This is a genomic window from Luteimonas cucumeris (assembly GCF_007830035.1).
GTDB classification, from domain to species: Bacteria; Pseudomonadota; Gammaproteobacteria; order Xanthomonadales; family Xanthomonadaceae; genus Luteimonas_C; species Luteimonas_C cucumeris.
Map to the genome: position 1 here is coordinate 375,727 of NZ_VLKN01000004.1, position 26,688 is coordinate 402,414.

The 26,688-nt window shown below is 67.0% G+C and carries 28 protein-coding genes and 1 tRNA gene; 11 read left to right on the top strand and 18 right to left on the bottom strand.

Translation table 11 applies throughout. The features are described from left to right. Nucleotides 1-24 precede the first annotated feature (24 nt). Nucleotides 25-1,014, bottom strand: coding sequence for a fumarylacetoacetate hydrolase family protein (locus IP90_RS10455; RefSeq protein ID WP_144899566.1), 990 nt, complete (start codon nucleotides 1,012-1,014; stop codon nucleotides 25-27). Between the two features lie 131 nt (nucleotides 1,015-1,145). Continuing rightward, the gene (locus tag IP90_RS10460; RefSeq protein WP_199753451.1) at nucleotides 1,146-1,721 is read right to left on the bottom strand and encodes a DUF6491 family protein; all 576 of its coding nucleotides are present in this window, start codon (nucleotides 1,719-1,721) and stop codon (nucleotides 1,146-1,148) included. Between the two features lie 273 nt (nucleotides 1,722-1,994). Between IP90_RS10460 and IP90_RS10465 the strand changes: the two genes are divergently transcribed. The 4 genes from IP90_RS10465 (at nucleotide 1,995) to IP90_RS10480 (ending at nucleotide 9,135) form a co-directional block, all read left to right on the top strand. Beyond that, nucleotides 1,995-3,983: a M23 family metallopeptidase gene (locus IP90_RS10465; protein ID WP_144899567.1), complete on the top strand. Its 1,989-nt coding sequence runs from the start codon at nucleotides 1,995-1,997 to the stop codon at nucleotides 3,981-3,983. 404 nt (nucleotides 3,984-4,387) lie between these two features. After that, the gene (locus tag IP90_RS10470; RefSeq protein ID WP_158635325.1) at nucleotides 4,388-6,559 is read left to right on the top strand and encodes a YadA-like family protein; all 2,172 of its coding nucleotides are present in this window, start codon (nucleotides 4,388-4,390) and stop codon (nucleotides 6,557-6,559) included. Between the two features lie 439 nt (nucleotides 6,560-6,998). After that, on the top strand, nucleotides 6,999-8,570 hold the full coding sequence (locus IP90_RS10475) for a YadA-like family protein (RefSeq protein ID WP_144899569.1): 1,572 nt from the start codon (nucleotides 6,999-7,001) through the stop codon (nucleotides 8,568-8,570). Between the two features lie 58 nt (nucleotides 8,571-8,628). Beyond that, a complete protein-coding gene (locus IP90_RS10480) occupies nucleotides 8,629-9,135 on the top strand; it encodes a VOC family protein (RefSeq protein WP_158635326.1) in 507 nt (168 codons plus the stop codon). 53 nt (nucleotides 9,136-9,188) lie between these two features. Here IP90_RS10480 and IP90_RS10485 read toward each other — a convergent pair whose 3' ends face one another. The 5 genes from IP90_RS10485 to rplM form a co-directional block, all read right to left on the bottom strand. Beyond that, nucleotides 9,189-9,740 (bottom strand): ECF-type sigma factor, encoded by a 552-nt coding sequence (locus IP90_RS10485; protein ID WP_144899571.1) that lies wholly within the window; start codon nucleotides 9,738-9,740, stop codon nucleotides 9,189-9,191. A gap of 150 nt (nucleotides 9,741-9,890) precedes the next feature. Beyond that, entirely contained in the window at nucleotides 9,891-10,628 is a 738-nt protein-coding gene (locus IP90_RS10490) for a 2OG-Fe dioxygenase family protein (RefSeq protein ID WP_144899572.1), read from the bottom strand. A gap of 112 nt (nucleotides 10,629-10,740) precedes the next feature. Further along, nucleotides 10,741-10,815: transfer RNA gene (locus IP90_RS10495), tRNA-Gln, on the bottom strand. A gap of 44 nt (nucleotides 10,816-10,859) precedes the next feature. After that, entirely contained in the window at nucleotides 10,860-11,252 is a 393-nt protein-coding gene (gene rpsI / locus IP90_RS10500; RefSeq protein ID WP_144899573.1) for a 30S ribosomal protein S9, read from the bottom strand. A 3-nt stretch (nucleotides 11,253-11,255) separates the two neighbouring features. After that, entirely contained in the window at nucleotides 11,256-11,684 is a 429-nt protein-coding gene (rplM, locus tag IP90_RS10505) for a 50S ribosomal protein L13 (protein ID WP_144899574.1), read from the bottom strand. Nucleotides 11,685-11,888: 204 nt separating this feature from the next. On the opposite strand from rplM, the gene coq7 reads away from it, so the two are divergent. Continuing rightward, nucleotides 11,889-12,530, top strand: a complete 642-nt coding sequence (gene coq7, locus IP90_RS10510; protein ID WP_144899575.1) for a 2-polyprenyl-3-methyl-6-methoxy-1,4-benzoquinone monooxygenase — start codon at nucleotides 11,889-11,891, stop codon at nucleotides 12,528-12,530. 110 nt (nucleotides 12,531-12,640) lie between these two features. Here coq7 and speD read toward each other — a convergent pair whose 3' ends face one another. Next, nucleotides 12,641-13,432 (bottom strand): adenosylmethionine decarboxylase, encoded by a 792-nt coding sequence (gene speD / locus IP90_RS10515; RefSeq protein WP_144899576.1) that lies wholly within the window; start codon nucleotides 13,430-13,432, stop codon nucleotides 12,641-12,643. Nucleotides 13,433-13,577: 145 nt separating this feature from the next. Between speD and crp the strand changes: the two genes are divergently transcribed. After that, on the top strand, nucleotides 13,578-14,264 hold the full coding sequence (gene crp, locus IP90_RS10520) for a cAMP-activated global transcriptional regulator CRP (protein ID WP_144899577.1): 687 nt from the start codon (nucleotides 13,578-13,580) through the stop codon (nucleotides 14,262-14,264). A 5-nt stretch (nucleotides 14,265-14,269) separates the two neighbouring features. Then, nucleotides 14,270-14,731, top strand: coding sequence for a GNAT family N-acetyltransferase (locus IP90_RS10525; RefSeq protein ID WP_144899578.1), 462 nt, complete (start codon nucleotides 14,270-14,272; stop codon nucleotides 14,729-14,731). Between the two features lie 71 nt (nucleotides 14,732-14,802). On the opposite strand, the gene IP90_RS10530 is transcribed toward IP90_RS10525, so the two are convergent. The 9 genes from IP90_RS10530 to IP90_RS10570 form a co-directional block, all read right to left on the bottom strand. Further along, nucleotides 14,803-15,540, bottom strand: coding sequence for a haloacid dehalogenase-like hydrolase (locus tag IP90_RS10530; protein WP_144899579.1), 738 nt, complete (start codon nucleotides 15,538-15,540; stop codon nucleotides 14,803-14,805). Next, entirely contained in the window at nucleotides 15,537-16,349 is an 813-nt protein-coding gene (gene trpC, locus IP90_RS10535) for an indole-3-glycerol phosphate synthase TrpC (protein WP_144899580.1), read from the bottom strand. Before trpC ends, IP90_RS10530 begins: the two co-directional genes overlap by 4 nt. Further along, nucleotides 16,346-16,726 carry an antibiotic biosynthesis monooxygenase family protein gene (locus IP90_RS10540; protein ID WP_144899581.1) on the bottom strand — a complete coding sequence of 127 codons (381 nt, stop codon included), beginning with the start codon at nucleotides 16,724-16,726 and terminating at the stop codon, nucleotides 16,346-16,348. Before IP90_RS10540 ends, trpC begins: the two co-directional genes overlap by 4 nt. A 254-nt stretch (nucleotides 16,727-16,980) precedes the next feature. Next, nucleotides 16,981-18,015, bottom strand: a complete 1,035-nt coding sequence (gene trpD, locus IP90_RS10545) for an anthranilate phosphoribosyltransferase (protein ID WP_144899582.1) — start codon at nucleotides 18,013-18,015, stop codon at nucleotides 16,981-16,983. A 121-nt stretch (nucleotides 18,016-18,136) separates the two neighbouring features. Further along, entirely contained in the window at nucleotides 18,137-18,715 is a 579-nt protein-coding gene (locus IP90_RS10550) for an anthranilate synthase component II (RefSeq protein ID WP_144899583.1), read from the bottom strand. Then, a complete protein-coding gene (gene trpE / locus IP90_RS10555; RefSeq protein WP_144899584.1) occupies nucleotides 18,715-20,196 on the bottom strand; it encodes an anthranilate synthase component I in 1,482 nt (493 codons plus the stop codon). Before trpE ends, IP90_RS10550 begins: the two co-directional genes overlap by 1 nt. A 176-nt stretch (nucleotides 20,197-20,372) precedes the next feature. After that, nucleotides 20,373-21,305: a lipid kinase YegS gene (gene yegS / locus IP90_RS10560; RefSeq protein ID WP_144899585.1), complete on the bottom strand. Its 933-nt coding sequence runs from the start codon at nucleotides 21,303-21,305 to the stop codon at nucleotides 20,373-20,375. Between the two features lie 211 nt (nucleotides 21,306-21,516). After that, nucleotides 21,517-22,188 (bottom strand): ribulose-phosphate 3-epimerase, encoded by a 672-nt coding sequence (gene rpe, locus IP90_RS10565; protein ID WP_144899586.1) that lies wholly within the window; start codon nucleotides 22,186-22,188, stop codon nucleotides 21,517-21,519. Between the two features lie 151 nt (nucleotides 22,189-22,339). Beyond that, nucleotides 22,340-22,675, bottom strand: coding sequence for a J domain-containing protein (locus tag IP90_RS10570; protein ID WP_144899587.1), 336 nt, complete (start codon nucleotides 22,673-22,675; stop codon nucleotides 22,340-22,342). Nucleotides 22,676-22,736: 61 nt separating this feature from the next. Here IP90_RS10570 and IP90_RS10575 point away from each other — a divergent pair, with 61 nt between their 5' ends. From IP90_RS10575 to IP90_RS10590, 4 genes are all read left to right on the top strand, one after another. Next, nucleotides 22,737-23,633 (top strand): phosphoribosylaminoimidazolesuccinocarboxamide synthase, encoded by an 897-nt coding sequence (locus tag IP90_RS10575; protein ID WP_144899588.1) that lies wholly within the window; start codon nucleotides 22,737-22,739, stop codon nucleotides 23,631-23,633. 17 nt (nucleotides 23,634-23,650) lie between these two features. Then, nucleotides 23,651-23,986 carry a DMT family transporter gene (locus IP90_RS10580; RefSeq protein WP_144899589.1) on the top strand — a complete coding sequence of 112 codons (336 nt, stop codon included), beginning with the start codon at nucleotides 23,651-23,653 and terminating at the stop codon, nucleotides 23,984-23,986. 14 nt (nucleotides 23,987-24,000) lie between these two features. Further along, a complete protein-coding gene (locus IP90_RS10585; protein ID WP_144899590.1) occupies nucleotides 24,001-24,480 on the top strand; it encodes an Mpo1 family 2-hydroxy fatty acid dioxygenase in 480 nt (159 codons plus the stop codon). A gap of 180 nt (nucleotides 24,481-24,660) precedes the next feature. Further along, the gene (locus IP90_RS10590) at nucleotides 24,661-25,548 is read left to right on the top strand and encodes a DMT family transporter (protein WP_144899591.1); all 888 of its coding nucleotides are present in this window, start codon (nucleotides 24,661-24,663) and stop codon (nucleotides 25,546-25,548) included. A 10-nt stretch (nucleotides 25,549-25,558) separates the two neighbouring features. On the opposite strand, the gene IP90_RS10595 is transcribed toward IP90_RS10590, so the two are convergent. Next, nucleotides 25,559-26,419 carry an SDR family oxidoreductase gene (locus IP90_RS10595; protein ID WP_144899592.1) on the bottom strand — a complete coding sequence of 287 codons (861 nt, stop codon included), beginning with the start codon at nucleotides 26,417-26,419 and terminating at the stop codon, nucleotides 25,559-25,561. Between the last annotated feature and the right edge of the window lie 269 nt (nucleotides 26,420-26,688).

The following is a 26,688-nucleotide window of genomic DNA, read 5'->3' on the forward strand; positions in this document are numbered from 1 at the left end:
GCGCCGTAGCCGGCGTTCGCCGCATCAAGGCAGCGGTTGCCGCTCGATGCGCTGCTCGATGGCACCGAAAATGGAATTGCCGTCACGATCCAGCATCTCGATGCGGACCAGGTCGCCGAAGCTCATGAACGGCGTCGTGGCCGCACCGGACTCCAGCGTCTCGACAGTGCGCTTCTCGGCGAAACACGAGGCGCCCTTGCTGGTGTCCTCGTTGGCGATGGTGCCGGAGCCGACGATGGTGCCGGCGGACAACGGCCGCGTCTTCGCCGCGTGCGCGAGCAGTTGCGCGAAGTCGAACTGCATGTCCACGCCCGCTTCCGGCGCGCCGAACCACGCGCCATTGACGTGGGTCAGCAGCGGCAGGTGCAGCTTGTTGTCGCGCCATGCATCGCCGAGCTCGTCGGGAGTGACGAACACCGGCGACAAGGTGGAGCGCGGCTTGGATTGCAGGAAGCCGAAGCCCTTGGCCAGTTCCTGCGGAATCAGGTTGCGCAGCGACACGTCGTTGACCAGGCCGACAAGCTGGATGTGCGCGGCGGCCTGCGCCGGCGTGACCGCCATCGGCACGTCGTCGGTGACGATCACGATCTCCGCTTCCAGGTCGATGCCATAACTTTCGTCGACCACCTTCACCGGGTCGCGCGGGCCGGAGAAGCCGGCGCTGGTGGCCTGGTACATCAGCGGATCGGTGTAGAAGCTCTCCGGTACTTCGGCGCCGCGCGCGCGGCGCACGCGTGCGACATGCGGCAGGTAGGCGCTGCCGTCGACGAATTCGTAGGCGCGCGGCAATGGGGCGGCGAACTGCGCCACGTCCACATCGAACACGCCATCGGCGCTGCCTTCGTTCAACGCCTGCGACAGCGCGGCCAGGCGCGGCGCCAGGTTCGACCAGTCTTCCAGCGCCTGCTGCAGCGTCGCGGCGATGCCGGTGGCGCGCACTGCGCGCGACAGGTCGCGCGACACGACGATCAGCGTGCCGTCACGGCCGCCTTCCTTCAGCGAAGCGAGTTTCATCCAGCACGTCCATCGAATGCGAAGCAGTGATTGTATTCGACCGTGGCATTTGGCTTGTTGGCGGCCACAGCCTATTTCGCGCCCGGCGCCGGGCACCGGCCTTCGCGGAACAGCGTCCATTCGTCGCACTGCTAGCCGTCGGGCAGCCGGCAGTCGGCCGCCTGGCCGCCATCGGCGCTGGTCCTTGCGATCGACGTGCCGCCGAGCTTCGCGCAATGGACCGCAGCCGGATTGGCCATGCCAATGCCGCCTTCCGGCGTGGCCGACCGATCCGTCGTTGCCGCCTCGCGCAGGTCCTGTTCGGCCTGCCTGATCGCCTTGACGTCGAGCGGGCGGATTTCCCGGATCCGGCACGGCATCCGCGTCGGCGAAGCACCACTGCCGCGAACGATCACCTCGTCGAACCGCGCCGACACTTCGCCCATGCGCTGGGTGATGGTGATTGCCGGCGCGTAGTCCAGGTCCTGGCAGGGGCCGAACAGGTCCAGCAGCCAGGCCTCGCTGGGCCGCGTCCGCACTACCAGCGCGTCGTCGCCCAGCGGCGTCCAGCCGGTGATGTTGCCGACATAACGGAAGCTCGGCACCGGATCGCCGGCATGCTCGCGGTACAGCGCGAGCTTGTCGCTGTCGCTGAGTCCGGGCGTGCTGGTGCAGGCGGCCATGACGAGGGGCAAGGCGAGCGATAGCCCAGTGGTACTGCGTTTCATGGCGCACCTCCGTTCGTTGTCATGCCGGTGCGGTGAGGACGCGATGCGACGGCACCGACCGCGCTAGCTTGCCCCGACGTTGGCACCAAATGCTGAACAGCGTCAGCACGAATCACCGTGAGGACGCGATGCGGCGTGCCTCAGCGCCGCGGCACGCCGGCGAATCACGGCAGGTGATGGGTCGGGCGGCGGTATGCCGGTTATGTCTTCAAGCGCGACAGCCCGGCACCACCGCCGGCGGCGACGCGCGCCCCCCCATCCCGGAGAAATCGCATGCAATCGCAATCCCCCACCCGCCGGCGCAACACCCTGCCCGGCGCCCTGGCGCTGCTGCTGCTCGGCGCGGCCGCCGACAGCCAGGCGCAGAACCTCGGCATCCGGGTGACGGCCCCGACCCAGGACGAACGCGTCCTGATCCAGCCGCTCGGTCCCGACGCCGCCGATGGCCCGATGCGTGCGCGCGTCTCGCTGCGCATGGGCATCACCAACAACGAGGCGACGCCGATCAAGATCACGAAGATCGAGATCCTCGGCCAGCCCGCATCGAATTTTCTCAGCCCGCGCGTCGTCCAGCCGGGCGAGGAGTACGCCTTCCACAACTGCAACTGCAACTACGAGAAGGAGAACGACAGCGATCCCGACGTGCCGATGTCCTATCCGGTGCTGATCGACGCGCCCTATCCGGCCACGGCCACGATTGCCGTTTACGTGCAGGGCTTCCGTGCACCAGTGATGAAAACGGTGGCGATCACCACGCATACGAACGACGGCGGCCCGCTGCGCTACCCCGCCAAGCCCAGCGACCTGCGCAACAACGAGGCCTGGTCCACCACCAGCAACCACCCGGGCGACAGCCAGGCGTTTGGTCTGGACACCCACGTGCGCGGCTGGAATGGCACGGCGTGGAGCACGCTCTATCCCGGCGCCGACGCTAACCGAACGGAGGGCAGGCGCGCCTACGGCATGCCGGTCTATGCGATGGCCTCGGGCACGGTCTGCTCGGCGCTCAACGACCTGCCGGAATGGAAGAGCTATCCGCGCGACGAAACCGGGACCGAGCCGACGCCCACAAGCCCCAGCACCGGCAAGTACTCCAAGGGGGGCAACCACGTCTACGTCCGCACCGGCGACGAGATCGCGCTGTACGCGCACCTGCAGCCCGGCTCGATTCCCGACGAACTGCTGCAGCCGGGCGCGACGATCAAGCAGGGCCAGTACCTGGGCAAGGTCGGCTACTCCGGCGCCACCAGTGGGCCGCACGTGCACATCCACGTGGCGCGCGAAACCGAGCCCGGTTCCTGCAAGGGCAATGGCATCCGGCCGCTGACGATGACCTTCGGCAAGCTGCAGAGCCTGACCCGCGACGAGGCCGACTATCTGGCGTCGCAGCACGACATGGATCCGCTCGACTGGACCCACCTTGCCAACCACTCGTCTCCACACAAGCCCAGCCTGCTGTATCCGACCAGCCAGCCGTATGCCTTCATCGATGCCGCCACCGACAACCGGCGCTTCATCGGCGTGTGGCAGGCCGGCAACCAGATCGAACTGCGGGTGAACCTGGCCGGCTGGGAAGCGTTCACGCAGAAGTGGGACGAATTGTCCAAGGACCGTTTCCGCCTGGTCGAGATCAACACCTACGTCGAGAACGGCAAGCGCCAGTATCAGGGCGTGTTCAAGCGCGGCGGTGGCAACCATGCGCTATGGCGCAGCGACAGCTGGGGCGAGTTCGACGCCAAGCAGAAGGAGTTCTACAAGGCCGGCCTGCGTCTGGCCGACATCGCCAGCTTCAGCGCCGGCGGCAAGACGCATTACGTCGGCGCTTTCGTTGCCGGCAACGCCTGGCAGCGGGTGGAGAACACGTCGAGCCTGTTCGAGCTGGCGCTCGCCTCCAACGCCAACTCCAACATGTGGGGACTGGAACTGGTCGACATCGAGTTCCTGCAGTCCGCGCCCTACTCCGTCGAGAGCGGCGAGTTCATCGGCGTGTACCGCGCCAGCAACGACAAGACGCAGATGATCAGCGCCGGCAGCTACGCGGAATTCGCCGACAAATGGCGTGAGCAGCACAAGATCGGCATGCGCCTGATCGACGTTGAAACCTACCGCCATGGCGAACAGCGTTTCTACGTGGGGCTGTTCCGGCCCGGCACCGGCAGCTCGGGCCTGGAACTGGTGACCGGCTACCAGAAGCTGTTCCAGTCCGCCGAGAAGCACGGCAAGCAGGGCCGTCGCCTGGTCGACGTGCACGTGTTGCCGTAATCGCAGGCCACGGGTTCGACCCATCGCCGCCCTCTTCGCAGGGCGGCGTTTTTTTTTGTGCGTGCCTTGCCGCTGCGGCGTCCGGCCGGCTGGGCACGCCGAATCAACCGGCAGCGCCCATGCGCACAGTCGCTGATGGGCCGCTTCCGGTTTGTCCGGTTGTCCAACATGGTTCGACTGCAGGCAGCGAGCCCCAAGCCCGGCCCAGCCATCGTGCGGGCCGGCGGCGGGCGCGGCGATTTCGGATCGCCGCGCCCGTTTTTTTTTTGATGGCTGGCGCTGCCTTTCGCCGGTTGTCCTCGCAAGCACGATGCAGTCGCGGCCGATTCCGGCCGCGAGCCGTTTCCGAACACGGTCCTCCCGCTGCGCTTGCCCGATCAACCAACCGACTTGGGGAAACGACCATGAATCGCAATGTCAAAAACGCCCACCGCAATAAACCTCGACATCACGCGCTGGCTTCCGCGCTGGCGCTGTGCCTGCTGGCCTGCGGCCACGCCTGGGCCGGCGTGGCCTGCGACACCGACGCGCCAGGCGAAGGCGCCGATGGTGCCACCGCGATCGGCATACAGAGCGTGGCCTGTGGTACCGACGCCTCCGCCGGCGGCCTGCAGAGCACGGCGTTCGGCGCTTTGGCCAATGCGTCCGGCGGATTCAGCACGGCGCTCGGCCTGAACGCGATCGCCAGCGGCGACTACGCCACCTCAGTGGGCCACAACAGCGAAGCGGTCGGGTTGCGCTCGACCGCCACCGGCGCCAATGCCGTGGCGAGCGGTGCCGACAGCACGGCCTACGGCCATAGCAGCGAAGCCAGCGGTGCTTTCAGCTCGGCCTCGGGCCAGAACAGCCTCGCCAGTACGGACTGGTCGTCGGCCTTCGGTGCGCTCAGCCGCGCCACCGGCGCCGCCAGCACGGCCATCGGCGGCGAGTCGGAAGCCTCCGGCAACCACAGCACCGCCGTAGGCGGCTGGTTCGATGCCGACAACGATGGCGTCGTCGACGTCGGCGAGTTCGCCCAGGCGCAGGGCGACCGCGGCACCGCCATCGGTGCAGGCGCGCGCGTGGCCACCAACGACGGCACGGCCGTGGGTGTGCAGAGCCGCGCCAATGGCGCCTTCGCCACGGCGATCGGTGGACGCAGCTCGGCTGGCGTCGGCGGTACCGCGATCGGCTATCTCAGCTCGGCCAGCCAGGCGAACGCCACCGCGAACGGCTTCATGAGCATCGCCGGTGGCATGAATGCTTCTGCGTTTGGTGCCGGCAGCTTCGCGTCCACGGCCAACAGCACCGCGATCGGCTTCGAGGCCCAATCCGCAGGCGCCGTGTCCACTGCGCTCGGCGCAGGTAGCACGGCCAGCGGCATGTTCGCCGTCGCGCTGGGCGCGAATAGCGTGTCGAGCGGTCAGTTCAGCATTGCGGTCGGCCACGACAGCATCGCCAGTGGTGTGAGCAGCACGGCCGTCGGCCAGGGCGCACAGGCCACCGCAAACGAAACGACGGCGCTGGGCAATGGCACGATCGCCACAGGACTTCATAGCACCGCGCTGGGCTACGACAGCGAGACCCTGGGCGAAAACGCCGTGGCTATCGGACATACCAGCGCGGCGAACGCGTTCGGCGCCGTCGCGCTGGGCACGAGCGCCGAAGCCGGCGGGGAAGCCAGCACCGCCATGGGATACGACGCCACCGCCAGCGGCGACTATGCCGTCGCGCTGGGCGAGAACAGCTCCGCCAGCGGCAATCAGAGCGTGGCCACCGGCGGTTCCGCCAATGCCTCGGGGAGCCAAAGCAGCGCTTACGGCATGGGCAGCAGAGCGCAGGGCGAACTGAGCACTGCCCTGGGCGCGGATAGCACCGCTGCAGGGTTGAACGACACCGCGATCGGCGGCGGCGCCCAGGTACTGGCCGATTCAAGTACGGCATTGGGCGCATTGAGCTCGGTGACGATCGGCGCGACCAATGCAGTAGCGCTGGGTTCGGGCTCGATCGCAGATCAGGCGAATACGGTATCGGTCGGTAGCGCCGGCAACGAACGGCGCATCTCCAACGTCGCCGATGCCGTCCTCGTCACCGACGCGGTCAACCTGCAGCAGCTCGAAGCGACGTTGGCGACCGCCAATGCCTACACCGACACCGCCGTCGCCACCGGCGGCACCGCGGCCAACGCTTACACCGACAATCGCGAAGCGGCGATCCGCGACGACATGGCAACCGGCGATGCGGCGACGCTGTCTTCGGCCAATGCTTACACCGACAGCCGCGTGGCCGAGCTTGCCGGCTTCGCTGGCCAGATCGGCGCCTTCCGCGACGAGGTCAATGAGCGTTTCGCGCACCAGGACAAGCGCATCAGCCGGATCGGTGCGATGGGCACGGCGATGGCGCAGATGACGGCGAGTGCGGCCGGCATACGCAGGACCAACCGACTCGCTATCGGCACCGGCATGCAGGCCGGCCACGCTGCGCTCGCGGTCGGTTACCAGCGCGCGGTCAGCGACAGCGCGACGTTCACCTTGGGCGGCGCATTCAGTGGCAACGGCGAGGACACGGTCGGCATGGGCGTGGGCATCGGCTGGTAGCAGCGCGGCAGTGTCCCGCCACTGACGATTCCCTCCTGTGGTTCTTGAGTTGGCCCGTTCCCAAGGGCAGGCCGGCACGGGCGTGGCAGTTCACCGCCACGCCCGTTTTTTCTCATCCGCTCCTGTTGGGCACCGCTGCGTGACGTCGCAGGAAATCCTGACGACCTCCCACACGCGTCGCGCTGCGTGTGCACTCGCTCGCCGGTGCCAGGCGATATGCCGCCGGAAACAGCAAGACACATGGCGCTTTCAATGCGCTGCTTCGTACAGACGGTGATTTTTTGCGTGCTGGAGTCGCGCCGTGCACAGGCCGTGATGGGTCTGCGCCACTTCGTCCGGTTGCTAGGTAAGCGCGACGCGACTGTGGTCCTGGCGGCAATGCCGGCAGGTACATCCGTATTCGCGCGATATCGCAAACACACCACCTTGGGAGTACGTAATGAACCATTCGAACCTGGCGCGCGCGAAACGTTGTCGCGGCCTTCTGACCATTGCGCTATGTCTCGTCATTTCCGGCGTCGCCCACGCTGGGGACATCTGCGACTTCGTCACGGCCGGCGAGGACGGTAGTGGCGCCACGGCCGCCGGCGCCGACGCGCTGGCCTGCGGGACCGACGCCCAGGCCAGCGGCGAATTCGCCACGGCGATCGGCGCACAGAGCGTCGCCAGCGCGCAGAACGCCACCGCCGTCGGACAAGACAGCATGGCCACGGCTATGGCCAGCTCGGCATTGGGCGCCAGCAGCGAAGCCATCACTTTCGGCTCGGTCGCGATCGGCGCGGTTGCCAAGGCACACGGCGGATCGAGCACCGCGCTAGGGTCATTCAGCAATGCCACGGGCAGTGGCGCGGTCGCGGTCGGCCATCAAGGCACGGCCTCGGCCGACGACGCCACGGCCATCGGCACCCTCGCCGAAGCCTCCGGACATGCCGGCACGGCGATTGGTGCCGAAAGCCGGGCCACGGGAGAGCACGCCATCGCGATCGGCGCGGCGAGCCTGGCCAGCGGCCAGTACAGCGCCGCGATCGGAACCGGCAGCCAGGCAACCGGACAAAACAGCACCGCCCTCGGCGATGGCAGCCAGGCGACCGCCATGGCCACGACCGCGCTCGGCGCCGAGGCCGAAGCATCGTCGTTCGCCGATGCCGCTTTCGGCACGGCTGCCCACGCCAGCGGCGGCTCCAGCACTGCGCTCGGGTCCTTCAGCCAGGCCAGCGGCGACTACGCGATCACGATCGGCTCGCAAAGCCAGGCGACGGCAGCGGGAAGCATGGCCATCGGCACCACGAGCATCGCCAGCGCAACCAACAGCATGGCGCTGGGTTTCGAGGGACTGGCCGCCGGAGAAAATTCCGTGGCGCTTGGCACGCACTCCGTGGCGGATCAAGCCGACACCGTTTCGATCGGCAGCGCCGGCAGCGAGCGGCGCCTGGTCAATGTCGCTGCCGGCACCACCGCCACCGACGCGGTCAACCTGTCGCAACTGCAGGCGACGCTGGCAACCGCAAACGCCTACACCGACACCGCCGTCGCTACCGGTGGCACCGCTGCGAATGCTTACACCGACAACCGCGAGACGGCGATACGCGCCGACATGACCGCAGCCGATGCCACCACGCTGCAATCGGCGCAGGACCATGCCGATGCCGGCGATGCGCAGACCCTGTCCTCGGCCAATGCCTACACGGACACCCGGTTCGCCGCCGTCACCGGTTTCGCCGACGACTTCAACGCCTTCCGCAACGATGTCGATCGCCGTTTCCAGCAACAGGACGAGCTGACCAACCGCAGCGGTGCGATGGGCTCGGCGATGATCAACATGGGCATCAATGCATCCGGTGCGCAGGGCAACCGCGGCCGTGTCGCCGTTGGCGCCGGCTTCCAGGGCGGCGAGCGCGCACTGTCGGTCGGTTACGGCCGTCGCGTCGGCCAGCGTGGCTCGTTTTCGCTGGGTGGTGCGTTCAGCGGCAGCGAAAGCTCGGCCGGCATCGGCTTCGGCCTGGAACTGTAAGCACGCTCGTCCCGGCGGCGGCACGTCGTCGGGACGACGGACTATCTGGAGATTGCGATTGAAACTGGCACATGTCGTTGTCTACCTTGCTGATGTCGAACAGACGCTCGATTTCTATCAGCGTGCGTTCGCCTTGCCGATCCGGATGAAGCACGAGATCGACGGCGCGGTGGCCTACGCGGAACTCGACATGGAAGGCACGACCCTCGGCTTCGCCTCGCACTGGCTCGGCGAGTTGAACCTGGGTCGGCAATACCAGCCCGTGTCGACCTCGGGCAAACCATTCGGCCAGACACTTGTGTTCGTGACCGACGACGTGCGCGCGTCACTGGCCCGCGCCATCGCCGCCGGCGCCGGCATCGTCGCCGCGCCACGCACCCGGCCGTGGGGGCAGACGGTGGCCTGCATCCGCGCCATCGAGGGCACGCTGATCGAACTGTGTTCGCCCGTGCCCGGCGTGACGACCCACGTAGCCGGCATGCCGGACCGGTTCGATCCGGGCCTGTCGGCTTCGCCGGAGCCCCATCGCCCATCGATGCCGACACGCGCGATCCGGCGCGCCTGATCCAGCAACGATATGGCGAGAAAAGCGCGACGCCGTGCAGCGCCGACAGGCGATCACGCCAGCTGCTGGTTCAACCATGCACGCGCGAAACGCAGGTCGCGCTCGACGGTCGGGATGGAGATTCCCAGCACGCAGGCGATCTCCTTGTGCTCCATGCCGCCGAAATACACCATTTCCAGGCCGCGCGCGGCGCGCTCGTCGTGTACGGCAAGACGCTCAAGCGCCTGATGCAATGCGAGCACGTCGTATTCCACGGCGGCGCTGGCCTCGCGCTCGGCATGGGAGAGGGTCAGCATCGGCACGTTGCCGCCACGCTTGTCGGCGACACGGGCACGGGCGTGGTCGACCAGCACCGCGCGCATCTTCAACGCGGCGAGCGCGAAGAAATGGGCGCGATCCTGCCAGTCGACCTCATTGCCGAGCAGGCGCAGCAGCGCTTCGTTGACCACGGCGGTGGCTTGCAGGGTATGACCGGCGCGATCGCGTCGCAAACGCGCCGCCGCCATGCCACGCAGGGTGTCGTAGACCTGCTCCAGCAGGCGGTCGCGCGAAGCGGCGTCGCCACCACGCCAGTCATGCAGCAATCGGGTCAGGTTCTCGGACATGCCATCGCTCCCATCCCTCCTGGCCGACCATGCCGCATCGTAGCCGGGCCACCGGTGCGATGCTAACCGTAGGGCGGGTCTTGACCCGCCATCGCGATTTCACGTTTCGCCGTGAATCCCGGAGATCGTAATGGCGGGTCAAGACCCGTACTACGCGTCGCCCTGGAAACCGCCGGCCCGATAGGTCAGTACCAGCGTATCGCGATGACCTTCGCCGTCGACCGGCTGGATCGGCGTGGACTCGTGGATCACGCGCGCGTCGTCCAGCAGCAGCAGCGACCAGGGTTCGGCGAGGGTGAAGCGCTGGCCATCGGGACCTGCGGCTTCGAACACACGCGTCTCGCCGCCCTTGATGCCATGGCGCCCCACCAGGAACACCGCGACGAAGTCGACGCCGTCGCGATGCGCGCCTTCCGGCGTTGGCCGGCCGATGCCGTCGCTGGTGTCGATGCGGAACTGGTGCGCTTCCACGTACCAGCGTCGTTCGGGCTTCAACTGCGTGAACTGCGCGCCCAGGGACAGCAGCAGCTTCGTCCATGCCGGTTGCGTCAGCACCTCGTCTTGCATCGGCTCGAACCAGCGGCGCATGCCGCCATGCAGCGCGTTGTATTCCTGCGATTGCCAGTGCGCGCGATGTGGCGCCTGCGCGGCGGCCACGTCATCGACCACGAAGCAGGAATGGCGGCGGCGACGGTAGTTGCCGCCGTCCTTCAGGTAGAGGTCCGGGGACAGGTCGTTCCAGCTCGGCTCGAGCGCGTGCAGTTCATCGAGATCGCAACCGCACAGCAACGCGACACTGTCGGGCGTGAGCACGGCGTAGCCGCGTTCGCGCAATTGCGTCTGCAAGTGGTCTGCGGGGGTGAACGGGGCGGAGAAGGTGGCGACCATGGCTCGATCCTGCGGTTCGCGATCGCCGGAAAAGCAGAAGCCCGCACGAGGCGGGCTTCTGGTGTTGCGGAGCGCGATGCCGGCGCCTGCGTTCGCACTCGCGGCTTCAAGATGGCAGCCCCGGATGGATTCGAACCACCGAATGCCTGAGTCAGAGTCAGGTGCCTTACCGCTTGGCGACGGGGCTGTAGGACGCGGCGATTGTAACGCCGCGACCGTCGAACAGGAAAATCAACGCTTGGAGAACTGGGTCGCGCGACGCGCCTTGTGCAGGCCGACCTTCTTGCGCTCGACTTCGCGCGCATCGCGGGTCATGAACCCGGCCTTGCGCAGCGGCGACTTCAGCGACTCGTCGTATTCGACCAGCGCGCGGGCGATGCCCAGGCGGATCGCACCGGCCTGGCCGGTGGTGCCGCCGCCGCTGGCGGTGACCATGATGTCGAACTTGTCGGTCATCTGGGTCAGTTCGAGCGGCTGGCGCACGATCATGCGCGCGGTCTCGCGGCCGAAGAACTCGTCCAGCGGGCGCTCATTGACAGTGATGTTGCCGCTGCCCTTGCGCAGGAACACGCGGGCGGTGGAGGACTTGCGGCGGCCAGTGCCGTAGTTTTGGGAGATTGCCATGAGTTAGATATCCAGGACTTGCGGCTGCTGGGCGGTGTGCGGATGCTCGGAGCCCTTGTAGACCTTGAGCTTGCGGTACATGGCGCGGCCGAGCGGATTCTTCGGCAGCATGCCCTTCACGGCGATCTCGATGACGCGTTCCGGGTGGCGCTCCAGCGCCTGGGCCAGCGTCTCGGTCTTCAGGTTGCCGATGTAACCGGTGAAGCGGTGATACTGCTTGTCCGCCAGCTTGTTGCCGGTGACGTGGATCTTCTCGGCATTGATCACGACGATGTAATCGCCGGTATCGACATGCGGGGTATAGACCGGCTTGTGCTTGCCGCGCAGGCGACGCGCGAGCTCGGAGCTCAGGCGGCCGAGGGTCTTGCCGGTGGCGTCGACGAGGTACCAGTCGCGTTGGACGGTCTCGGACTTGGCGGTAAAGGTTTTCATGACAACTCTGCTTCTCGGTGTTTGGTCGGGCTGATTCCGGCCGATGTTCTGACGGAATTTTGCCGCGCGTTGTGAATTGCGGGAACGCAAGAGCGGGGATGATACCGGCCCGCCCGCGGCATCGCAAGCTTCGTGGACGCACCCGGCGAGCCGAAGGCAGCACCCGGGCTACCGTTCCGGGGCGATTGGCGGGAACATGGCGCCATGAGCGAACGCCAGCAGACCTCCCTGGACCTTTTCCTGAGCGAATCCCAGCGCGCGCTGGAGACCGTCTTCGGCGACCCGCCCGCGGCCCGCCCCAATCCCGCCGCGGACACCGCCGACGTGGAACTGGATGCCGCCGAGCGCCGCCATGCCGCCGGCCTGATGCGGATCAACCATGTCGGCGAGATCTGCGCCCAGGCGCTGTACAGCGGCCAGGCCGCGGTGGCGCGCGACCCCTCGACCCGCGAACACCTGCTCGAAGCGGCCCAGGAGGAAACCGACCACCTGGCCTGGTGCGCGCAGCGCCTGCGCGAACTGGACAGCCGGCCCAGCCTGCTCAACCCGCTCTGGTACGCCGGCAGCTACGCGATCGGCGCACTGGCCGGGCTGCGCGGCGACGGCTGGAACCTGGGCTTCGTGGTCGAGACCGAGCGCCAGGTCGAGGCACACCTCGACGAACACCTGCAGACCCTGCCCGAAGCCGACCTGCGCAGCCGCGACATCCTGCGCACGATGAAGGCCGACGAAGCCCGCCACGCCGACAACGCCGAACAGGCCGGCGCGCGCGTGCTGCCGCAGCCGGTGCCGACGATCATGGCCGCGGCCTCGAAGCTGATGAAGGCGGTGGCTTACAGGCTGTGATTCGTTATCGGTGATTCGTTATTCGAAAAGCAAAGGCCCGCCATTTGGCGGGCCTTGCTGTTTCGCTTTCAACCAATCACGAATCACCAATCACCAATAACGGCGCCCGGCTACTCCACCAGATTCCGGCCGTGGAACAGCTCCTCGATCTCGCGCTTGAGCAGCGTCTCGATCTTCATCCGGTCCTTGAACGACAGGTTCTTGGCCTTTTCCTCGAACAGGTACTGGTCCAGGTCGAAGTCCTTCAGGTGCATCTTGGTGTGGAAGATGTTTTCCTGGTAGACGTTCACGTCCAGCATCTCGTAGCGGGCCTTGATGTTCTTGGCCAGGAAGTCCTGGATCGAATTGATCTTGTGGTCGATGTAGTGCTTCTTGCCCTTGATGTCGCGGGTGAAGCCGCGCACCCGGTAATCGGCGACAACGATGTCCGACTCGAAGCTCTCGATCAGATAGTTCAGGGCCTTCAGCGGCGAGATCACGCCGCAGGTGGCCACGTCGATGTCGGCGCGGAAGGTCGCGATGCCGTGCTGCGGGTGCGTTTCCGGATAGGTGTGCACGGTGATGTGCGACTTGTCCAGGTGCGCGACCACGGCGTCGGAAATCACGCCCTTGGCGGCCGACTTCTCGATCACCGGCTGCTCGCTGATCAGGATCGTCACCGACGCGCCCTGCGGATCGTAGTCCTGGCGGGCGATGTTGAGGATGTTGGCGCCGATGATGTCCGCCACATCGGTCAGGATCTGGGTCAGCCGGTCGGCGTTGTATTCCTCGTCGATGTACTCGATGTAGCGCTGGCGCTCCTCTTCGGAAACCGCGTAGCAGACATCGTAGATGTTGAAGCTCAACGCCTTGGTCAGGTTGTTGAAACCTTGCAACTTCAGGCGCGGCAGCGGCTTGACCACGGCGGTCGTCCTCCGGTCAGGACTGGAAAATGAAGGGCGCGATTATGCGGCAAAGCGTCATTCTGCGATACGCGCCGCATCGACGGGTTTGCAAGGGCGCTTGTTAAGGCCCTAAGCTGCGGGGCTTCACAGACCTGTCCGAGCCATGAACCAGTCCCCCGTACTGTCGTTCCCCACGCTACGGCAACCTGCCAGCCCCTTGCAGCTGGATGCCGCCGCCCTCGAGCGCTTCCTCGCGCACTGCCACCTGCGCCGCTATCCGTCGCGCACCGAGGTGTTCCGCCCGGGCGATCCGGCCGGCACCATGTATTACGTGGTCAGCGGCTCGGTCAGCATCATCACCGAGGACGACGATCGGGAGCTGGTGCTGGGCTATTTCGGCACCGGCGAATTCGTCGGCGAGATGGGGCTGTTCATCGAAACCGACCAGCGCGAAGTGATGCTGCGCACCCGCACCCCGTGCGAACTGGCCGAGATCAGCTACGAGCGCCTGTACCAGCTGATCGTCGGCCCGCTGGCCGCCGATGCCGGCAAGCTGATGTTCGCGATCGGCAAGCAGCTGTCGCGACGCCTGCTCGACACCAGCCGCAAGGCTGGGCGCCTGGCGTTCCTGGATGTCAGCGACCGCATCATCCGTACCCTGCACGACCTGGCGCGCGAGCCGGAGGCGATGAGCCATCCGCAGGGCACGCAGCTGCGCGTGTCGCGGCAGGAACTGGCACGCCTGGTCGGCTGCTCGCGCGAGATGGCCGGGCGCGTGCTGAAGAAGTTGCAGATCGACGGCAAGCTGCACGCGCGCGGCAAGACCGTCGTGCTGTACGGAACACGCTGAGTCCCATGGCCCGCGCCGCCGGGCACGCCATCCCGCAGCATTTGCGTCCGGCCACGCCGGACGATGCCGCCGACGTGGCGCGGCTGCTCGGCGAACTGGGTTATCCCTGCGATCGCGACGAAGCGGCGGCACGCATCGTCACCATCCTTTCCGACAAGGCGCAGACGCTGCTGCTGGCCGACGCGCATGGCGAGACCTGCGGACTGGTCGCCCTGCACAGCCTCTATGCCGTGACGCACGGCGCCGGCATCAGCCGCATCACCGCGCTGGTGGTCGCCGAAAGCCATCGCGGACGCGGCATCGGCCGCCTGCTGCTGCGCGGCGCCGAGATCAACGCGCGACTGGCCGGCGCGGCGCGAATTGAGGTCACCAGCAGCGCCCAGCGCTCCCAGGCGCACGATTTCTACCGCCAGTGCGGTTACGCCAACGGCTCGCTGCGCTTCGTCAAGCCGCTCGGCGCGGCCTGAGGCCAGGAAGGGCTCCCCACCCGGCTCGCGGCGCCAGATCGGCGATGCTGGGTTGATGAAGCCAACGCAGCCTACGGTTGTCCGGTTTTTGCAGCCACCGGCTCACCGGCACGGTCGACACAGCCCCAGTTGAGGATCGGCGTACCCGGCGGCAGCACGCGCCGGAACATCGCCACGCAGCCACGTTTGGGATTGACCACCACCGGCTGGCGCGCCGACTTGAGCAGCGGCAGGTCCGCGCTGCTGTCGCTGTAGGCGATCGCGATCTGGTCGTAGCCGGCCGCCCAGATCATGCGCATCTTGTTGGCGGCATGGCAGTGCTGGCCGGTGATGTAGCCGCCGAGGAACGGCTCGCCGAGGCTGCCGATCACGGGTAGATCCTCGTGCGCGACGAAATCCAGGATCGCGCGCGCCAGCTCGGGCGGCGCGCCGGTGGCGATCAGCACGCGATCGCCTTCGTTGCGGTGGCGGTGCAGCACCGCCAGCGCGGTCGGCAACAGCCGCGCGCGGATGCTGGCGGCATTGGCCTGCACGTAGCGGTCGATCAGGCGATCCATGTCCTGGCCGCGATGCGTGCCGAAGGTGCCGATCCACAGGAAACCGGAGATGCCGTAGCGCCGGGTCGGCAGCCACGCGACCATCGGCAGCAGCAGCGGCGCGGCCAGCAGCGCGGCCAGCTTTCGCCAGGCGTGGCGCTTGATCAGCCATGACACCAGGTGGCTGCCGGAGTCGCCGTCGTAGAGCGTGTGGTCGAAGTCGAATACCACCAGTGGCCGGTACGGGACCGGGGTCTCGGCGAATGCGCTCATGCGTCGAAGAATAACCGCTGCAGCGCCGCGCCCGGATCGCTTTCGCGCATGAAGGTTTCGCCGACCAGGAAGGCGTCGACGCCGGCGTCGCGCATCCGCCGGACGTCGCCGACGGCGACGATGCCGCTTTCGGTGACCAGGCGGCGGTCGCGCGGCACCGCGTCGCGCAGCGCCAGCGTCGTGTCCAGTGAGACCTCGAAGCTGCGCAGGTTGCGGTTGTTGATGCCCAGCAGCGGCGCGGGCACCTGCAGCGCACGTTCCAGTTCGAGCAGGTCATGGACCTCGACCAGCACGTCCATGCCCAGGGTCAGCGCCAGGTCGGACAGTTCGGCCATGCGCGCGTCGTCCAGTGCGGCGACTATCAGCAGGATGCAGTCGGCGCCGAGCACGCGCGCCTCGACCACCTGGTACGGATCGATGGTGAAATCCTTGCGCAGCACCGGCAGCGTGCAGGCCTCGCGCGCCTGCTGCAGGTATTCGTCGGCGCCCTGGAAGAAGTCGACGTCGGTCAGCACCGACAGGCACGCCGCGCCGCCGGACTCGTAGCTGCGCGCGATCGCGGCCGGATCGAAGTCCGCGCGGATCACGCCCCTGGACGGACTGGCCTTCTTTACTTCGGCGATCACCGCCGGCTGCCCGGCGGCGATCCTGGTTTCGATGGCCGCTGCGAAGCCGCGCAGCGGCGGCGCGTCGGCCAGCCGCGCCTGCAGTTCCACGATCGGCAGCCGCGACGCGCGCTCGGCGACTTCGTCGGCCTTGCGCTGCAGGATCTTCTGCAGCACGTCCGGGCGCGGACCTGCGAGGCTCATGCCGCGGTTTCCTTCGCCATGTCGTGCGAACGCCGGTAACCGCCGTCCAGGTCCCAGCCATAAGCCCGCTCCACTTTCGCGATGCGCAGCTCGAAGTGCTGGTACCACTCGGCACGGCCGCGTTCGCGCGCGGCGGTGTGCTCGGCATGCAGGCGCCAGGCCTTGATCGCCTCCTCGCTCTCCCAGTACGCCACGGTGATGCCGAAGCCGTCGGCACCACGCGTGGATTCGACGCCGAGAAAACCCGGCTGCTGTCGCGCCAACTCGACCATGCGGTCGGACGCGGCGCCGTAGCCGTTGTCTTGCTCGCGGCGCTGGGAACTGAAGATCACCGCGTAATACGGCGGCGGTGGGAGTGTGGCGAATGCGTCGGTCATGGGTCGTTTTTCCGTGCGGCGGCCATTTCACTTTTTGATGTTGGCTTTTGGCTTTTGGCTTTTGGCTTTTGGCTGTCATTCCCGCGAAGGCGGGAACCCAGTGACTTTTCTTTTGATCTTACCGAGCAACTATCAGCAAGTTAAGGCAACGCTGATCAACTCCGGGCTTTTTCAACGTTGCCTTGAAGGCATCAAGTCACTGGGTTCCCGCCTTCGCGGGAATGACGGCTTGGAAGCAAGCACTCACGAGCCACCTACTCATTGGCCAACCGACGAGTTGCGTCGACAAATTCATCCAGCTTGGCCCGCGCCGCGCCCGATGCGATCGCCTCACGCGCCCGTACGATGCCTGCGGCGATCGAGTCCGCCACCCCCGCCGCATACAACGCCGCGCCGGCATTCAGCGCGACGATCTCCAGCGGCAGACCCGGCTCGTTGCCCAGCGCGCCGAGCAGCATCGTCTTCGATTCCGTCGCGTCGGCCACGCGCAGGTTGCGGCTGGCGGCCATGGCGATGCCGAAATCCTCCGGATGCACTTCGTACTCGCGCACCACGCCATCGCGCAGTTCACCGACCAGCGTGGCCGCGCCCAGCGAGATCTCGTCCATGCCGTCGCGGCCCCACACCACCATCGCGCGCTGCGCGCCCAGCGCCTGCAGCACGCGCACCTGGATGCCGACCAGGTCGGGATGGAACACGCCCATCAGGATGTTCGGCGCGCCGGCCGGGTTGGTCAGCGGGCCGAGGATGTTGAACAAGGTGCGCACACCCATTTCCCTGCGCACCGGCGCCACCACCTTCATCGCCGGGTGATGGATCGGCGCGAACATGAAGCCGATCCCGCATGCGTCGATGCACTGCGCGACCTGCTGCGGCTGCAGTTCGATGCGGGCACCCAGCGCCTCCAGCACGTCGGCGCTGCCGGACTTCGAGGAGACGCTGCGGTTGCCATGCTTGGCAACCCGCGCGCCGGCCGCGGCGACTACGAAGATCGACGCGGTGGAAATATTGAAGGTATGCGCGCCGTCGCCGCCGGTGCCGACGACGTCGATCAGCCGGGAGCGGTCGGCGACTGGTACCGGCAAGGCAAACTCGCGCAGCACCGTGGCTGCGCCGGCGATCTCGTCGACGGTTTCCTTCTTGACGCGCAGGCCGGTGAGGATCGCAGCGGTCATCGTCGGCGACACCTCGCCGCGCATCACCTGGCGCATCAGCTCGACCATCTCGTCGAAGAAGATCTCGCGGTGCTCGATGGTGCGTTGCAGGGCTTCTTGCGGGGTGATGGGCATGGTGGATTCGTGATTCGTGATTCGTGATTCGTGATTCGTGATTCGTGATTCGTGAAAAGCTTAATTCCGTGTCATTCCGAGCGTAGCGAGGAATCTGCTTTCCTGCGCATGCGATCGAGGTCTAGCGTTCCAGGAAATTCTTCAGCAACGCATGCCCATGCTCGGTCAGGATCGACTCCGGGTGGAACTGCACGCCCTCGACCGGGTGCTCGCGATGGCGCAGTCCCATGATCTCCTCGACCGAGCCATCCTCGTTGTCCGTCCATGCCGTCACTTCCAGGCAATCCGGCAACGCATGCTTGTCGACCACCAGCGAGTGGTAGCGCGTGGCCTCGTAGGCATCGGGCAGGCCGGCGAACGCGCCCCGGCCTTCGTGGCGGATGCGCGAGGTCTTGCCGTGCATGATCCGTCCGGCACGCACCACGCTGCCGCCGTAAGCCTGTCCCAGTGCCTGGTGGCCCAGGCACACGCCGAGTATCGGCACGCGCGCGCCAAGTTCGCGGATCACGTCCAGCGACACTCCGGCCTCGTTCGGCGTGCACGGCCCCGGCGAGATCACGATCCGCTGCGGCGACAACGCATCGATCTGCGCCACCGACAACTCGTCGTTGCGGACCACCTTCACTTCCGCCCCCAGCGCCTGCAGGTACTGCACGAGGTTCCAGGTGAAGCTGTCATAGTTGTCGATCATCAGCAGCATCACAATCCCCTCGCCGCTTCGGCCACCGCGCGGAACAGCGCGCGTCCCTTGTTCATCGTTTCCGCCCATTCCATCTGCGGGTCGGAGTCGTGGACGATGCCGGCGCCGGCCTGCACGTGCAGCATGCCGTCCTGGATGACGGCAGTGCGGATGGCGATGGCGGTGTCGGCGTCGCCGTGCCAGCCGATGTAGCCGACGGCGCCGGAATAGACGTTGCGCTTGATCGGCTCCAGTTCGCGGATCACTTCCAGCGCGCGGATCTTCGGTGCGCCACTGACGGTGCCGGCCGGGAACGTGGCGCGCAGCACGTCGGCGTAGCTCAGTCCTTCCTTCAGCTTGCCGGTGACTTCGCTGACGATGTGCATGACATGGCTGTAGCGTTCGATCACGAACTGCTCGCCGACCTGCACGGTGCCGGCTTCGGCGACGCGGCCGACATCGTTGCGGCCGAGGTCGATCAGCATCAGATGCTCGGCGCGTTCCTTCGGGTCGGCCAGCAGTTCGGCTTCCAGCGCGTTGTCCTCTTCGGACGTCGCGCCGCGCGGGCGGGTGCCGGCGATCGGGCGCACGGTGATCTCGCCGCCCTGCTGGCGCACCAGGATTTCCGGCGACGAGCCGACCACCTGGGTGCCACCGACATCGAGGAAATACATGTACGGCGACGGATTCAGCGCGCGCAATGCGCGGTACACATCGACCGGACGCGCATTGAACGGCACGCTGAGCCGCTGCGACAGCACCACCTGGAAGATGTCGCCGGCGCGGATGTATTCCTTCGATTTCTCGACCGCGGCGATGAAGCCTTCGCGGGTGAAACCGGAGACGAAATCCGCTTCGTCGAGCGCCGCCGACACCAGCGTTTCCGGATAGCCGGCGCCGGCGTGGCGCAGGCGGTGGCTGAGTTCGTCGAGACGACGGTTGGCGCGTGCCCAGGCCTGCGGTTCGCGCGGGTCGGCATGCACCACCAGGTACAGGCGGCCCTTGAGGTTGTCGAACACGGCGACTTCCTCGCTGAGCATCAGCAGGATGTCGGGCGTACCGAGCTCGTCGCGCTTTTCGTCGACCGCACCCGCCAGTCGCGGTTCGATGTACTGGATGCACTCGAAGCCGAACCAGCCGACCAGGCCTCCGGTGAACACGGGCAACCCTTCCAGCGCCGGCACGGAATGCTCGCTGCGCAGGCGTTCGACTTCGGCGAAGGGGTCGGCGACTTCGCGCACCTGCGCCAGTTCGCCATATTCGGTGACGTACAGCGTGTGTCCGGCGAAGGCGTACACGCGCCGCGCCGGCAGGCCGATGATCGAATAGCGGCCGAAGCGTTCGCCGCCTTCGACCGATTCGAACAGATAGGTGTGCGGCCCGTCGGCGAGTTTCAGGTAGACCGAAAGCGGCGTGTCCAGGTCGGACAGCACCTCGCGAACCACGGGGATGCGGGTATGGCCGTCAGCGGCGTGTTGCTGGAAGAGCTCGTGCGAGATCACGCGGGGTTTCCTTCGATGACGCGGGGACAGGGACAACGGCAGCCAACGGCCACCATCGCCAACCCAGGTCAGCGGAAACGCAATGCGGGCTCGTCTTGAGCATCATGGCGATACTCTAGCGGTTTCCGGCACGTCGGGCGAGACACCGCTGCCGGCACGCATGGCGCGGAGCGTGGCTACGCGCCTGCTAGCAGCGGGCAGTCCATCGGCAGGTGCATCCGGAGCCGGCCCGGTACGCATGCGATCCGGAAGTGGGTCGACTCGACGGGTTCGCCATCCAGGTTGAGCGTAAACGGCTGTACCGATGCGATCTCGACCCACGGTAGCCGCACGCGCAGCGCGGCTTCGTCGAGTGCCGCGTGCTTGCCTTGCTTGAGCCAGGTCGACAGGGTGTCCGCGACCTCGCCGGACAGTTCCGGAATGACGGTGACATCAAGCAGGCCATCGTCGATCACCGCGTCCGGACACAGCGCCTGGCCGCCGCCGGCCTGGCGGCCATTGCCTACACCCAGTGCAATGAAGTCGCCCTGCCAGGCGAAATCCTGGCCGCTGATGCGCGCCGGGATCGGCTCGATCCGGCCCAGCTTGGACAGGCCGGTGATCAGGTACGCCAGGCCGCCGAGCAGTTTCTTGAGGCCGTCATGCGTCTCCACGGTGACCTGCGTGCCGAAGCCACCGCTGGCCAGGTTGGCCGCCCAGTGGACCGCGTTGTTGGCATCGAGCCTGAGCAGGTCGATCGGCCGTGCCGGCCGCGCCAGCACCAGCTCCAGTGCAGGCAGCGGTTGCTCCGGAATGAGCGCCGCGCTGGCGAAATCATTGGCGGTGCCCAGCGGCACCAGGCCCAGCGTGGGCAGCGCATCGGCGGCTTCGTCGCGGTGCGCCAGTGCCGTGGCCACCTCGCTCAGCGTGCCGTCGCCACCGGCCGCGACGAGGGTGTCGACGCCGTCGGCGATCGCCTCGGCCACGTAACGCTCGGCGTCGCCGCTTTCCCAGGTCACGCGCACGTCCAGCGCGACGCCGCGTTCGCGCAGTGTAGTTACCGCTTCGCGCAGCGCTTCATCGCCGGCGGACTTGCCGTTGAGGATCAGGCGATAGCTGGATGTCGACATGCGGATGGTTCGTGCGGAAAACACTGCGAGGCTAGCAGCGCTGGCCGAATCTTCCGTGAAGCGGCTCTCCGCAAGTCCGCGTCCTGTCATGCCACCGTCACGCGGCGCCCGGAGGATGGGAGTCCATAGCAGGGAAGAACGACGGAGGCGGGATTGCCTCCAAACCTCCCCCGGAGGCCGATGCCCGCATCGGCCTTTTTTTATGCGTCCGTCAGCGAGTGGCCGCGACCGCGGCCTTCATGCGGCCGATCACATCGGCGTAATCGCGCTGGCCGAAGATCGCCGAGCCGGCGACGAAGGTGTCCGCGCCAGCCGCGGCGATCTCGCCGATGTTGTCGGGCTTCACGCCGCCGTCGATTTCCAGGCGGATCGGCTTGCCGGTGGCGTCGATCATCGCCCGCACCCGGCGCAGCTTGTCCAGCGCCGAGGGGATGAAAGACTGGCCGCCGAAACCGGGATTGACCGACATCAACAGGACCAGGTCGAGGTCGTCGAGCACGTAGTCGAGCACTTCGACCGGCGTCGCCGGGTTCAGCACCAGTCCGGCCTGGCAGCCGTGCGATCTGATCAGTTGCACGGTGCGATGCACGTGCGCGCTGGCTTCGGGATGGAAGCTGATCACGCTGGCGCCGGCCTTGGCGAAATCGGGAACGATGCGGTCCACCGGCTGCACCATCAGGTGCACGTCGATCGGCGCGGTCACGCCGTGCTTGCGCAGCGCCTCGCAGACCAGCGGGCCGATGGTCAGGTTGGGCACGTAGTGGTTGTCCATCACGTCGAAATGCACCCAGTCGGCACCGGAGGCGAGCACCTGGTCGACCTCTTCGCCCAGCTTCGCAAAGTTCGCGGACAGGATGGAGGGAGCGATGACGGTGGATTGCATGGGTGGACACTCCGAGCAGCGAGCGCGCATTGTCCCCTGCCCCCGCTTGTGGGGAAAGGTGAGCGTTGTAGTCGTTCCGCGCGGCCGCTTTGCTCTCCCTCACCCAACCCCGCTCCGCGCCCCGGCTAACGCGCATGGCGGGAGAGGGCTTTCACCGTCGCTTGCGCAGGGTCTGGATGCGATCGTAGGCGGCGTTGATCTCGCCGGCCTTCTTCTCCGCCTGTCGACGCAGCTCCGCGGCGACGCCGCCCATCTTGTCCGGGTGGTATTGCGAGATCAGACGCCGGTAGGCCTGGTCGACTTCGGCATCGCTGGCCTCGCTGGTCAGGCCAAGCACGCCATAGGGATTGTCGCGCGGACTCTTGAACCAGTCGGCATCGAAGGCGTGGCCGATCAGCAGGCCGATCAGCGCCCCCAGCAGTGGATTGGGGCGGAACAGGGCGGCGCCTGCGAGGAAACCGAGCAATTTGCCATACCATCGTTTCATGCCGCGATTCTACCTGCCGGCCTCGCTACAATGACGCCCCGTAGGCGAGGTCCCGTACACGATGGCGACGACTCTGCTCACTGCCGAGCTCCCCGGTCTCAGTTTGCGTCATCGCGGCAAGGTCCGCGACGTTTTCGACCTGGGCAACGACACCTTGTTGATGGTGGCCACCGATCGCCTCAGCGCGTTCGACGTGGTGCTGCCCGATCCGATTCCCGGCAAGGGCGAGATGCTCTGCCAGATCAGCAATTTCTGGTTCGGCCAGACCGCGCACCTGCTGCAGAACCACCTGACCGGCATCGACGTCGCCTCGGTGCTGCCGGCCGGCGTCGATCCGGCGCTGTACGCGCAACGCGCGGTCGTGACGAAGAAGCTGAAGCCGGTGCCGGTGGAAGCGATCGCGCGCGGTTACCTGATCGGCAGCGGCTGGAAGGACTACCAGCGCACCGGCCGGGTCAGCGGCATCGCGCTGCCTGACGGCCTGCGCCAGGCCGAACAGTTGCCGCAACCGATCTTCACGCCTTCGACCAAGGCCGCGGTCGGCGACCACGACGAGAACATCGATTTCGACACCATGGTGCGCGCGGTCGGTCCCGAACTGGCCGAACAGGTGCGCGACGCGACGCTGCGCCTGTACCAGTTCGCCGCCGACTACGCCGCGCAACGCGGCATCCTGCTGGCCGACACCAAGTTCGAATTCGGCACCGACGCCGACGGCCGTCTGTACGTGATGGACGAGATGCTGACCCCGGATTCGTCGCGCTACTGGCCGGCGGACGAATACGAAGTCGGCACCAGCCCGCCGAGCTACGACAAGCAGTTCGTGCGCGATTACCTGGAAACGCAGGCCTGGGACAAGACGCCGCCGGGGCCGCGGCTGCCGGCCGAGGTGATCGAACGCACCCGCGCCAAGTACGCCGAAGCCCTGCAGCGGCTGGCGGACATCACGATCGACTGAGGGCAGAAGAGATCGCCATGCAGCCGGGCTATGCCTACCTCGCCATCGCGATCGTCGCCGAAGTGATCGCGACCAGCGCGCTGAAAGCGTCGGAAGGTTTCAGCAGGGTGGGGCCGAGCGTGATCGTGGTGCTCGGCTACGGCACGGCGTTCTACTTCCTGTCGCTGGTATTGAGGACGGTGCCGGTCGGCGTCGCCTACGCAGTCTGGTCCGGCGTCGGCGTGGCCCTGATCGCGCTGATCGGCTGGGCGGCGCTGAAGCAACCTTTGGATGCCGCCGCGCTGATCGGCATCGCGCTGATAGTCGCCGGCGTGCTGGTGATCCAGCTATTCTCGAAGTCCGCTGCCCACTGATCCTGGAGGTCGCCATGAACGCCGCCACCGAACGTCCGATCGATCGCTGGTTCACCAGCTACTCCGGCGACCACCGCAACGACACCAACCAGTGGATCCACGTGTTCGCGGTGCCGGCGATCCTGTGGAGCGTGATCGCGTTGCTGTGGTGCATCCCCTCGCCCGGGACCTGGTTCCAGCCGGGATTCTGGGCCGCGCTGGCGATGTTCGCGGCGTGGATGTTCTATTACCGCGCCTCGCGCCCGCTCGGCTTCGGCATGCTGGCGGTGTTCGTGGTGATGGCCTGGTTCACGCGCTGGCTGTATCTGGCCTATGGCACCAAGCAATTGCTGACGCTGGCGATCGCGGTGTTCGTCGTGGCATGGATCGCGCAGTTCGTCGGCCACAAGATCGAAGGCAGGAAACCGAGTTTCCTGACCGACCTCACCTACCTGCTGATCGGCCCGGCCTGGGTATTGGCCAAGCTGTATCGCAAATTCGGCTGGAAGTACTGAGCCTTCGCCCCGTAGAGCGGAGCTCGGCTATTCCGTAGCGTGCGCCATGCGCACGATGGGCGCTTGCCACGCCGCGGATCGTGCGCACAGCGCACGCTACGGCCCATGTGGAAAGCTCCGCCCACAACGACACGCGCAGGCAATCGGGCGCTGTTTCGAACGACATGACGACGAGGCTCCATGCCCACCCGCGACATCGCCCTGCTGCTGGTCATCGTCGTCGCCTGGGCGGTCAACTTCCTGACCTCGGCGCTGGCGCTGCGCGAAATTCCGCCGTTCCTGTTCACCGTGCTGCGCTTCGCGCTGCTGGCGTTGCCGCTGCTGTTCCTGATCAGGCGGCCGGCGCGCGGGCAGTGGCCGCGGCTGCTGGCGGTGTGCCTGTGCATCGGCGTGCTGCATTTCGGCCTGAGTTTCACCGCGCTCAAGCTTGCAGGCGACCTGTCGTCGCCGGCAATCGTGATGCAGAGCTACGTGCCGATGACCGCATTGCTGGCCTGGGCGGTACTGGGCGAACGCTTCGCGTGGCGCACCGGACTGGCGATCGCGGTGAGCTTCGCCGGCGTGCTGGTGCTCGGCTTCGACCCGATGGTGCTGGATCATCCGGCCGCACTGGTGCTGATGCTGGTATCGGCCGCGTTCCTGGCGATCGGCACGGTGCTGATGAAAGGCCTGCGCGACCTGGATGTCTACAGCCAGCAGGGCTGGACCGCCGTCGTCAGCGTGCTGCCGCTGCTGGCGATCAGCCTGGTGCTCGAACCCGGCGGGATCGCGGCGCTGCCGACGGTGAGCTGGATCGGCTGGGCCGGCGCGATCTATGCCGCCTTCATTTCGTCGCTGCTCGGCCACGGCCTGTACTACGTGCTGGTGCAGCGGCATCCGGTCGCACAGGTCACGCCGTGGCTGTTGCTGGTACCGGTGCTGGCAGTCGGCCTCGGCGTCGCGTTCTGGGGCGACCGTCCCGGGCCGCGCCTGTTGCTGGGTGGCGCGATGGTGCTAGGCGGCGTGCTGATCATCGCGCTGCGGGCGAAGGCGAAATCGCGCACGGTTCCCCCGGCAGAATCGATCTAGCCGCGCGATCTCATTGCACCTCGAACACCTGTGGCGTCGGCCGGAAAGGTCGCGGCGAATAGCCGAAATCCCGTTGCGCCGGTGCGGCATCGAACACCAGGTCGCTGCGCATCCGCGCCACCGCCGCCTCGCCGAAACCCTGCGCATGTCCTGCGGCCTGCGCCGCCAGCAGCATCAGGTTGAACAGCGGCGACGGCAGTTCGACCAGCTTCGGCGATGGCTGCAGGACGGCCAGCACGCGCGCGACCATGTCGCGGTAGCTCAGTGTCTCGCCGCCCGGCAGCGCATAGGCCTGTCCGTACGTGACGTCCATTCCGATGATCGCGAAGGCGGCAGCGGCGAGGTCGTCGACGTGCACCGGCTGGCGCAGGCCGACCGCGTTGCGCGGCAGCGGAAACCAGCCGAACCGCTGCGCGAGTTGCGCGATGCGGGTCAGGCTGCGATCGCGGCCGGCGCCATAAACCAGCGTCGGCCGCAATACCGTCGCACCCACGCCACGACCGGAGGCGGTGTCGAACAGCAACTGCTCGCCTTCGCGCAGGCGCGCGGCGGTATCGCGCTCGCCGGCGTCGGACGAACCTCGCTTGACGTCGATGCTGGTCGAACCGAACGCGATCACGTGCCCGGCGTCCAGCGGCGCGCGCGCATACCACTTTGCGAACAGGTCCAGCGGCCCGCAGCACAGCAGTGCGTCGACCTGGCGCGGCAGACCGGGAACGTGGTTCAAGTCGCCGCGCAGCCATTGCAGACCCGGCTGATCGTCGTGCTCGTCGCGCGATACCGCGATCACGCGCCAGCCGTCGTCGTGCAGCAACCGCAGCAACGGCAGGCCGATCTGACCGCTGCCGCCGAACACCAGCGCGCTGCGCATCAGTGCTCCGTTGCCGCGAACCGGCCGGCGGCGTCAGGCCCGCGGCCGCAGGCCGGCATGGACGCAGCCGCGTGCGGATGTTGCGATGCTACGGCGGGAAGGTTTGAAGGACGCATCGGGTCGCTAGCATAGGCGATGCACGTGCAGGCGGCGATCGTCGCGCAGGAAAGACTGACCCGCGTTCCCCATTGTCGCTCTGGTCATCGGACTTCCCCGCCGTCCCGGCGCAAGCCGGAATGACAAGCTTGGATTTCAGGGGTCGTCAAACG

What these genes read in the sequence shown, in the direction of transcription:
- IP90_RS10455 (WP_144899566.1), bottom strand. Translation starts at nt 1,014, where the DNA reads ATGAAACTCGCTTCGCTGAAGGAAGGCGGCCGTGACGGCACGCTGATC.
- IP90_RS10460 (WP_199753451.1), bottom strand. Translation starts at nt 1,721, where the DNA reads ATGAAACGCAGTACCACTGGGCTATCGCTCGCCTTGCCCCTCGTCATG.
- IP90_RS10465 (WP_144899567.1), top strand. Translation starts at nt 1,995, where the DNA reads ATGCAATCGCAATCCCCCACCCGCCGGCGCAACACCCTGCCCGGCGCC.
- IP90_RS10470 (WP_158635325.1), top strand. Translation starts at nt 4,388, where the DNA reads ATGAATCGCAATGTCAAAAACGCCCACCGCAATAAACCTCGACATCAC.
- IP90_RS10475 (WP_144899569.1), top strand. Translation starts at nt 6,999, where the DNA reads ATGAACCATTCGAACCTGGCGCGCGCGAAACGTTGTCGCGGCCTTCTG.
- IP90_RS10485 (WP_144899571.1), bottom strand. Translation starts at nt 9,740, where the DNA reads ATGTCCGAGAACCTGACCCGATTGCTGCATGACTGGCGTGGTGGCGAC.
- IP90_RS10490 (WP_144899572.1), bottom strand. Translation starts at nt 10,628, where the DNA reads ATGGTCGCCACCTTCTCCGCCCCGTTCACCCCCGCAGACCACTTGCAG.
- rpsI (WP_144899573.1), bottom strand. Translation starts at nt 11,252, where the DNA reads ATGGCAATCTCCCAAAACTACGGCACTGGCCGCCGCAAGTCCTCCACC.
- rplM (WP_144899574.1), bottom strand. Translation starts at nt 11,684, where the DNA reads ATGAAAACCTTTACCGCCAAGTCCGAGACCGTCCAACGCGACTGGTAC.
- coq7 (WP_144899575.1), top strand. Translation starts at nt 11,889, where the DNA reads ATGAGCGAACGCCAGCAGACCTCCCTGGACCTTTTCCTGAGCGAATCC.
- crp (WP_144899577.1), top strand. Translation starts at nt 13,578, where the DNA reads ATGAACCAGTCCCCCGTACTGTCGTTCCCCACGCTACGGCAACCTGCC.
- IP90_RS10525 (WP_144899578.1), top strand. Translation starts at nt 14,270, where the DNA reads ATGGCCCGCGCCGCCGGGCACGCCATCCCGCAGCATTTGCGTCCGGCC.
- IP90_RS10530 (WP_144899579.1), bottom strand. Translation starts at nt 15,540, where the DNA reads ATGAGCGCATTCGCCGAGACCCCGGTCCCGTACCGGCCACTGGTGGTA.
- trpC (WP_144899580.1), bottom strand. Translation starts at nt 16,349, where the DNA reads ATGAGCCTCGCAGGTCCGCGCCCGGACGTGCTGCAGAAGATCCTGCAG.
- IP90_RS10540 (WP_144899581.1), bottom strand. Translation starts at nt 16,726, where the DNA reads ATGACCGACGCATTCGCCACACTCCCACCGCCGCCGTATTACGCGGTG.
- trpD (WP_144899582.1), bottom strand. Translation starts at nt 18,015, where the DNA reads ATGCCCATCACCCCGCAAGAAGCCCTGCAACGCACCATCGAGCACCGC.
- IP90_RS10550 (WP_144899583.1), bottom strand. Translation starts at nt 18,715, where the DNA reads ATGCTGCTGATGATCGACAACTATGACAGCTTCACCTGGAACCTCGTG.
- yegS (WP_144899585.1), bottom strand. Translation starts at nt 21,305, where the DNA reads ATGTCGACATCCAGCTATCGCCTGATCCTCAACGGCAAGTCCGCCGGC.
- rpe (WP_144899586.1), bottom strand. Translation starts at nt 22,188, where the DNA reads ATGCAATCCACCGTCATCGCTCCCTCCATCCTGTCCGCGAACTTTGCG.
- IP90_RS10570 (WP_144899587.1), bottom strand. Translation starts at nt 22,675, where the DNA reads ATGAAACGATGGTATGGCAAATTGCTCGGTTTCCTCGCAGGCGCCGCC.
- IP90_RS10575 (WP_144899588.1), top strand. Translation starts at nt 22,737, where the DNA reads ATGGCGACGACTCTGCTCACTGCCGAGCTCCCCGGTCTCAGTTTGCGT.
- IP90_RS10580 (WP_144899589.1), top strand. Translation starts at nt 23,651, where the DNA reads ATGCAGCCGGGCTATGCCTACCTCGCCATCGCGATCGTCGCCGAAGTG.
- IP90_RS10585 (WP_144899590.1), top strand. Translation starts at nt 24,001, where the DNA reads ATGAACGCCGCCACCGAACGTCCGATCGATCGCTGGTTCACCAGCTAC.
- IP90_RS10590 (WP_144899591.1), top strand. Translation starts at nt 24,661, where the DNA reads ATGCCCACCCGCGACATCGCCCTGCTGCTGGTCATCGTCGTCGCCTGG.
- IP90_RS10595 (WP_144899592.1), bottom strand. Translation starts at nt 26,419, where the DNA reads ATGCGCAGCGCGCTGGTGTTCGGCGGCAGCGGTCAGATCGGCCTGCCG.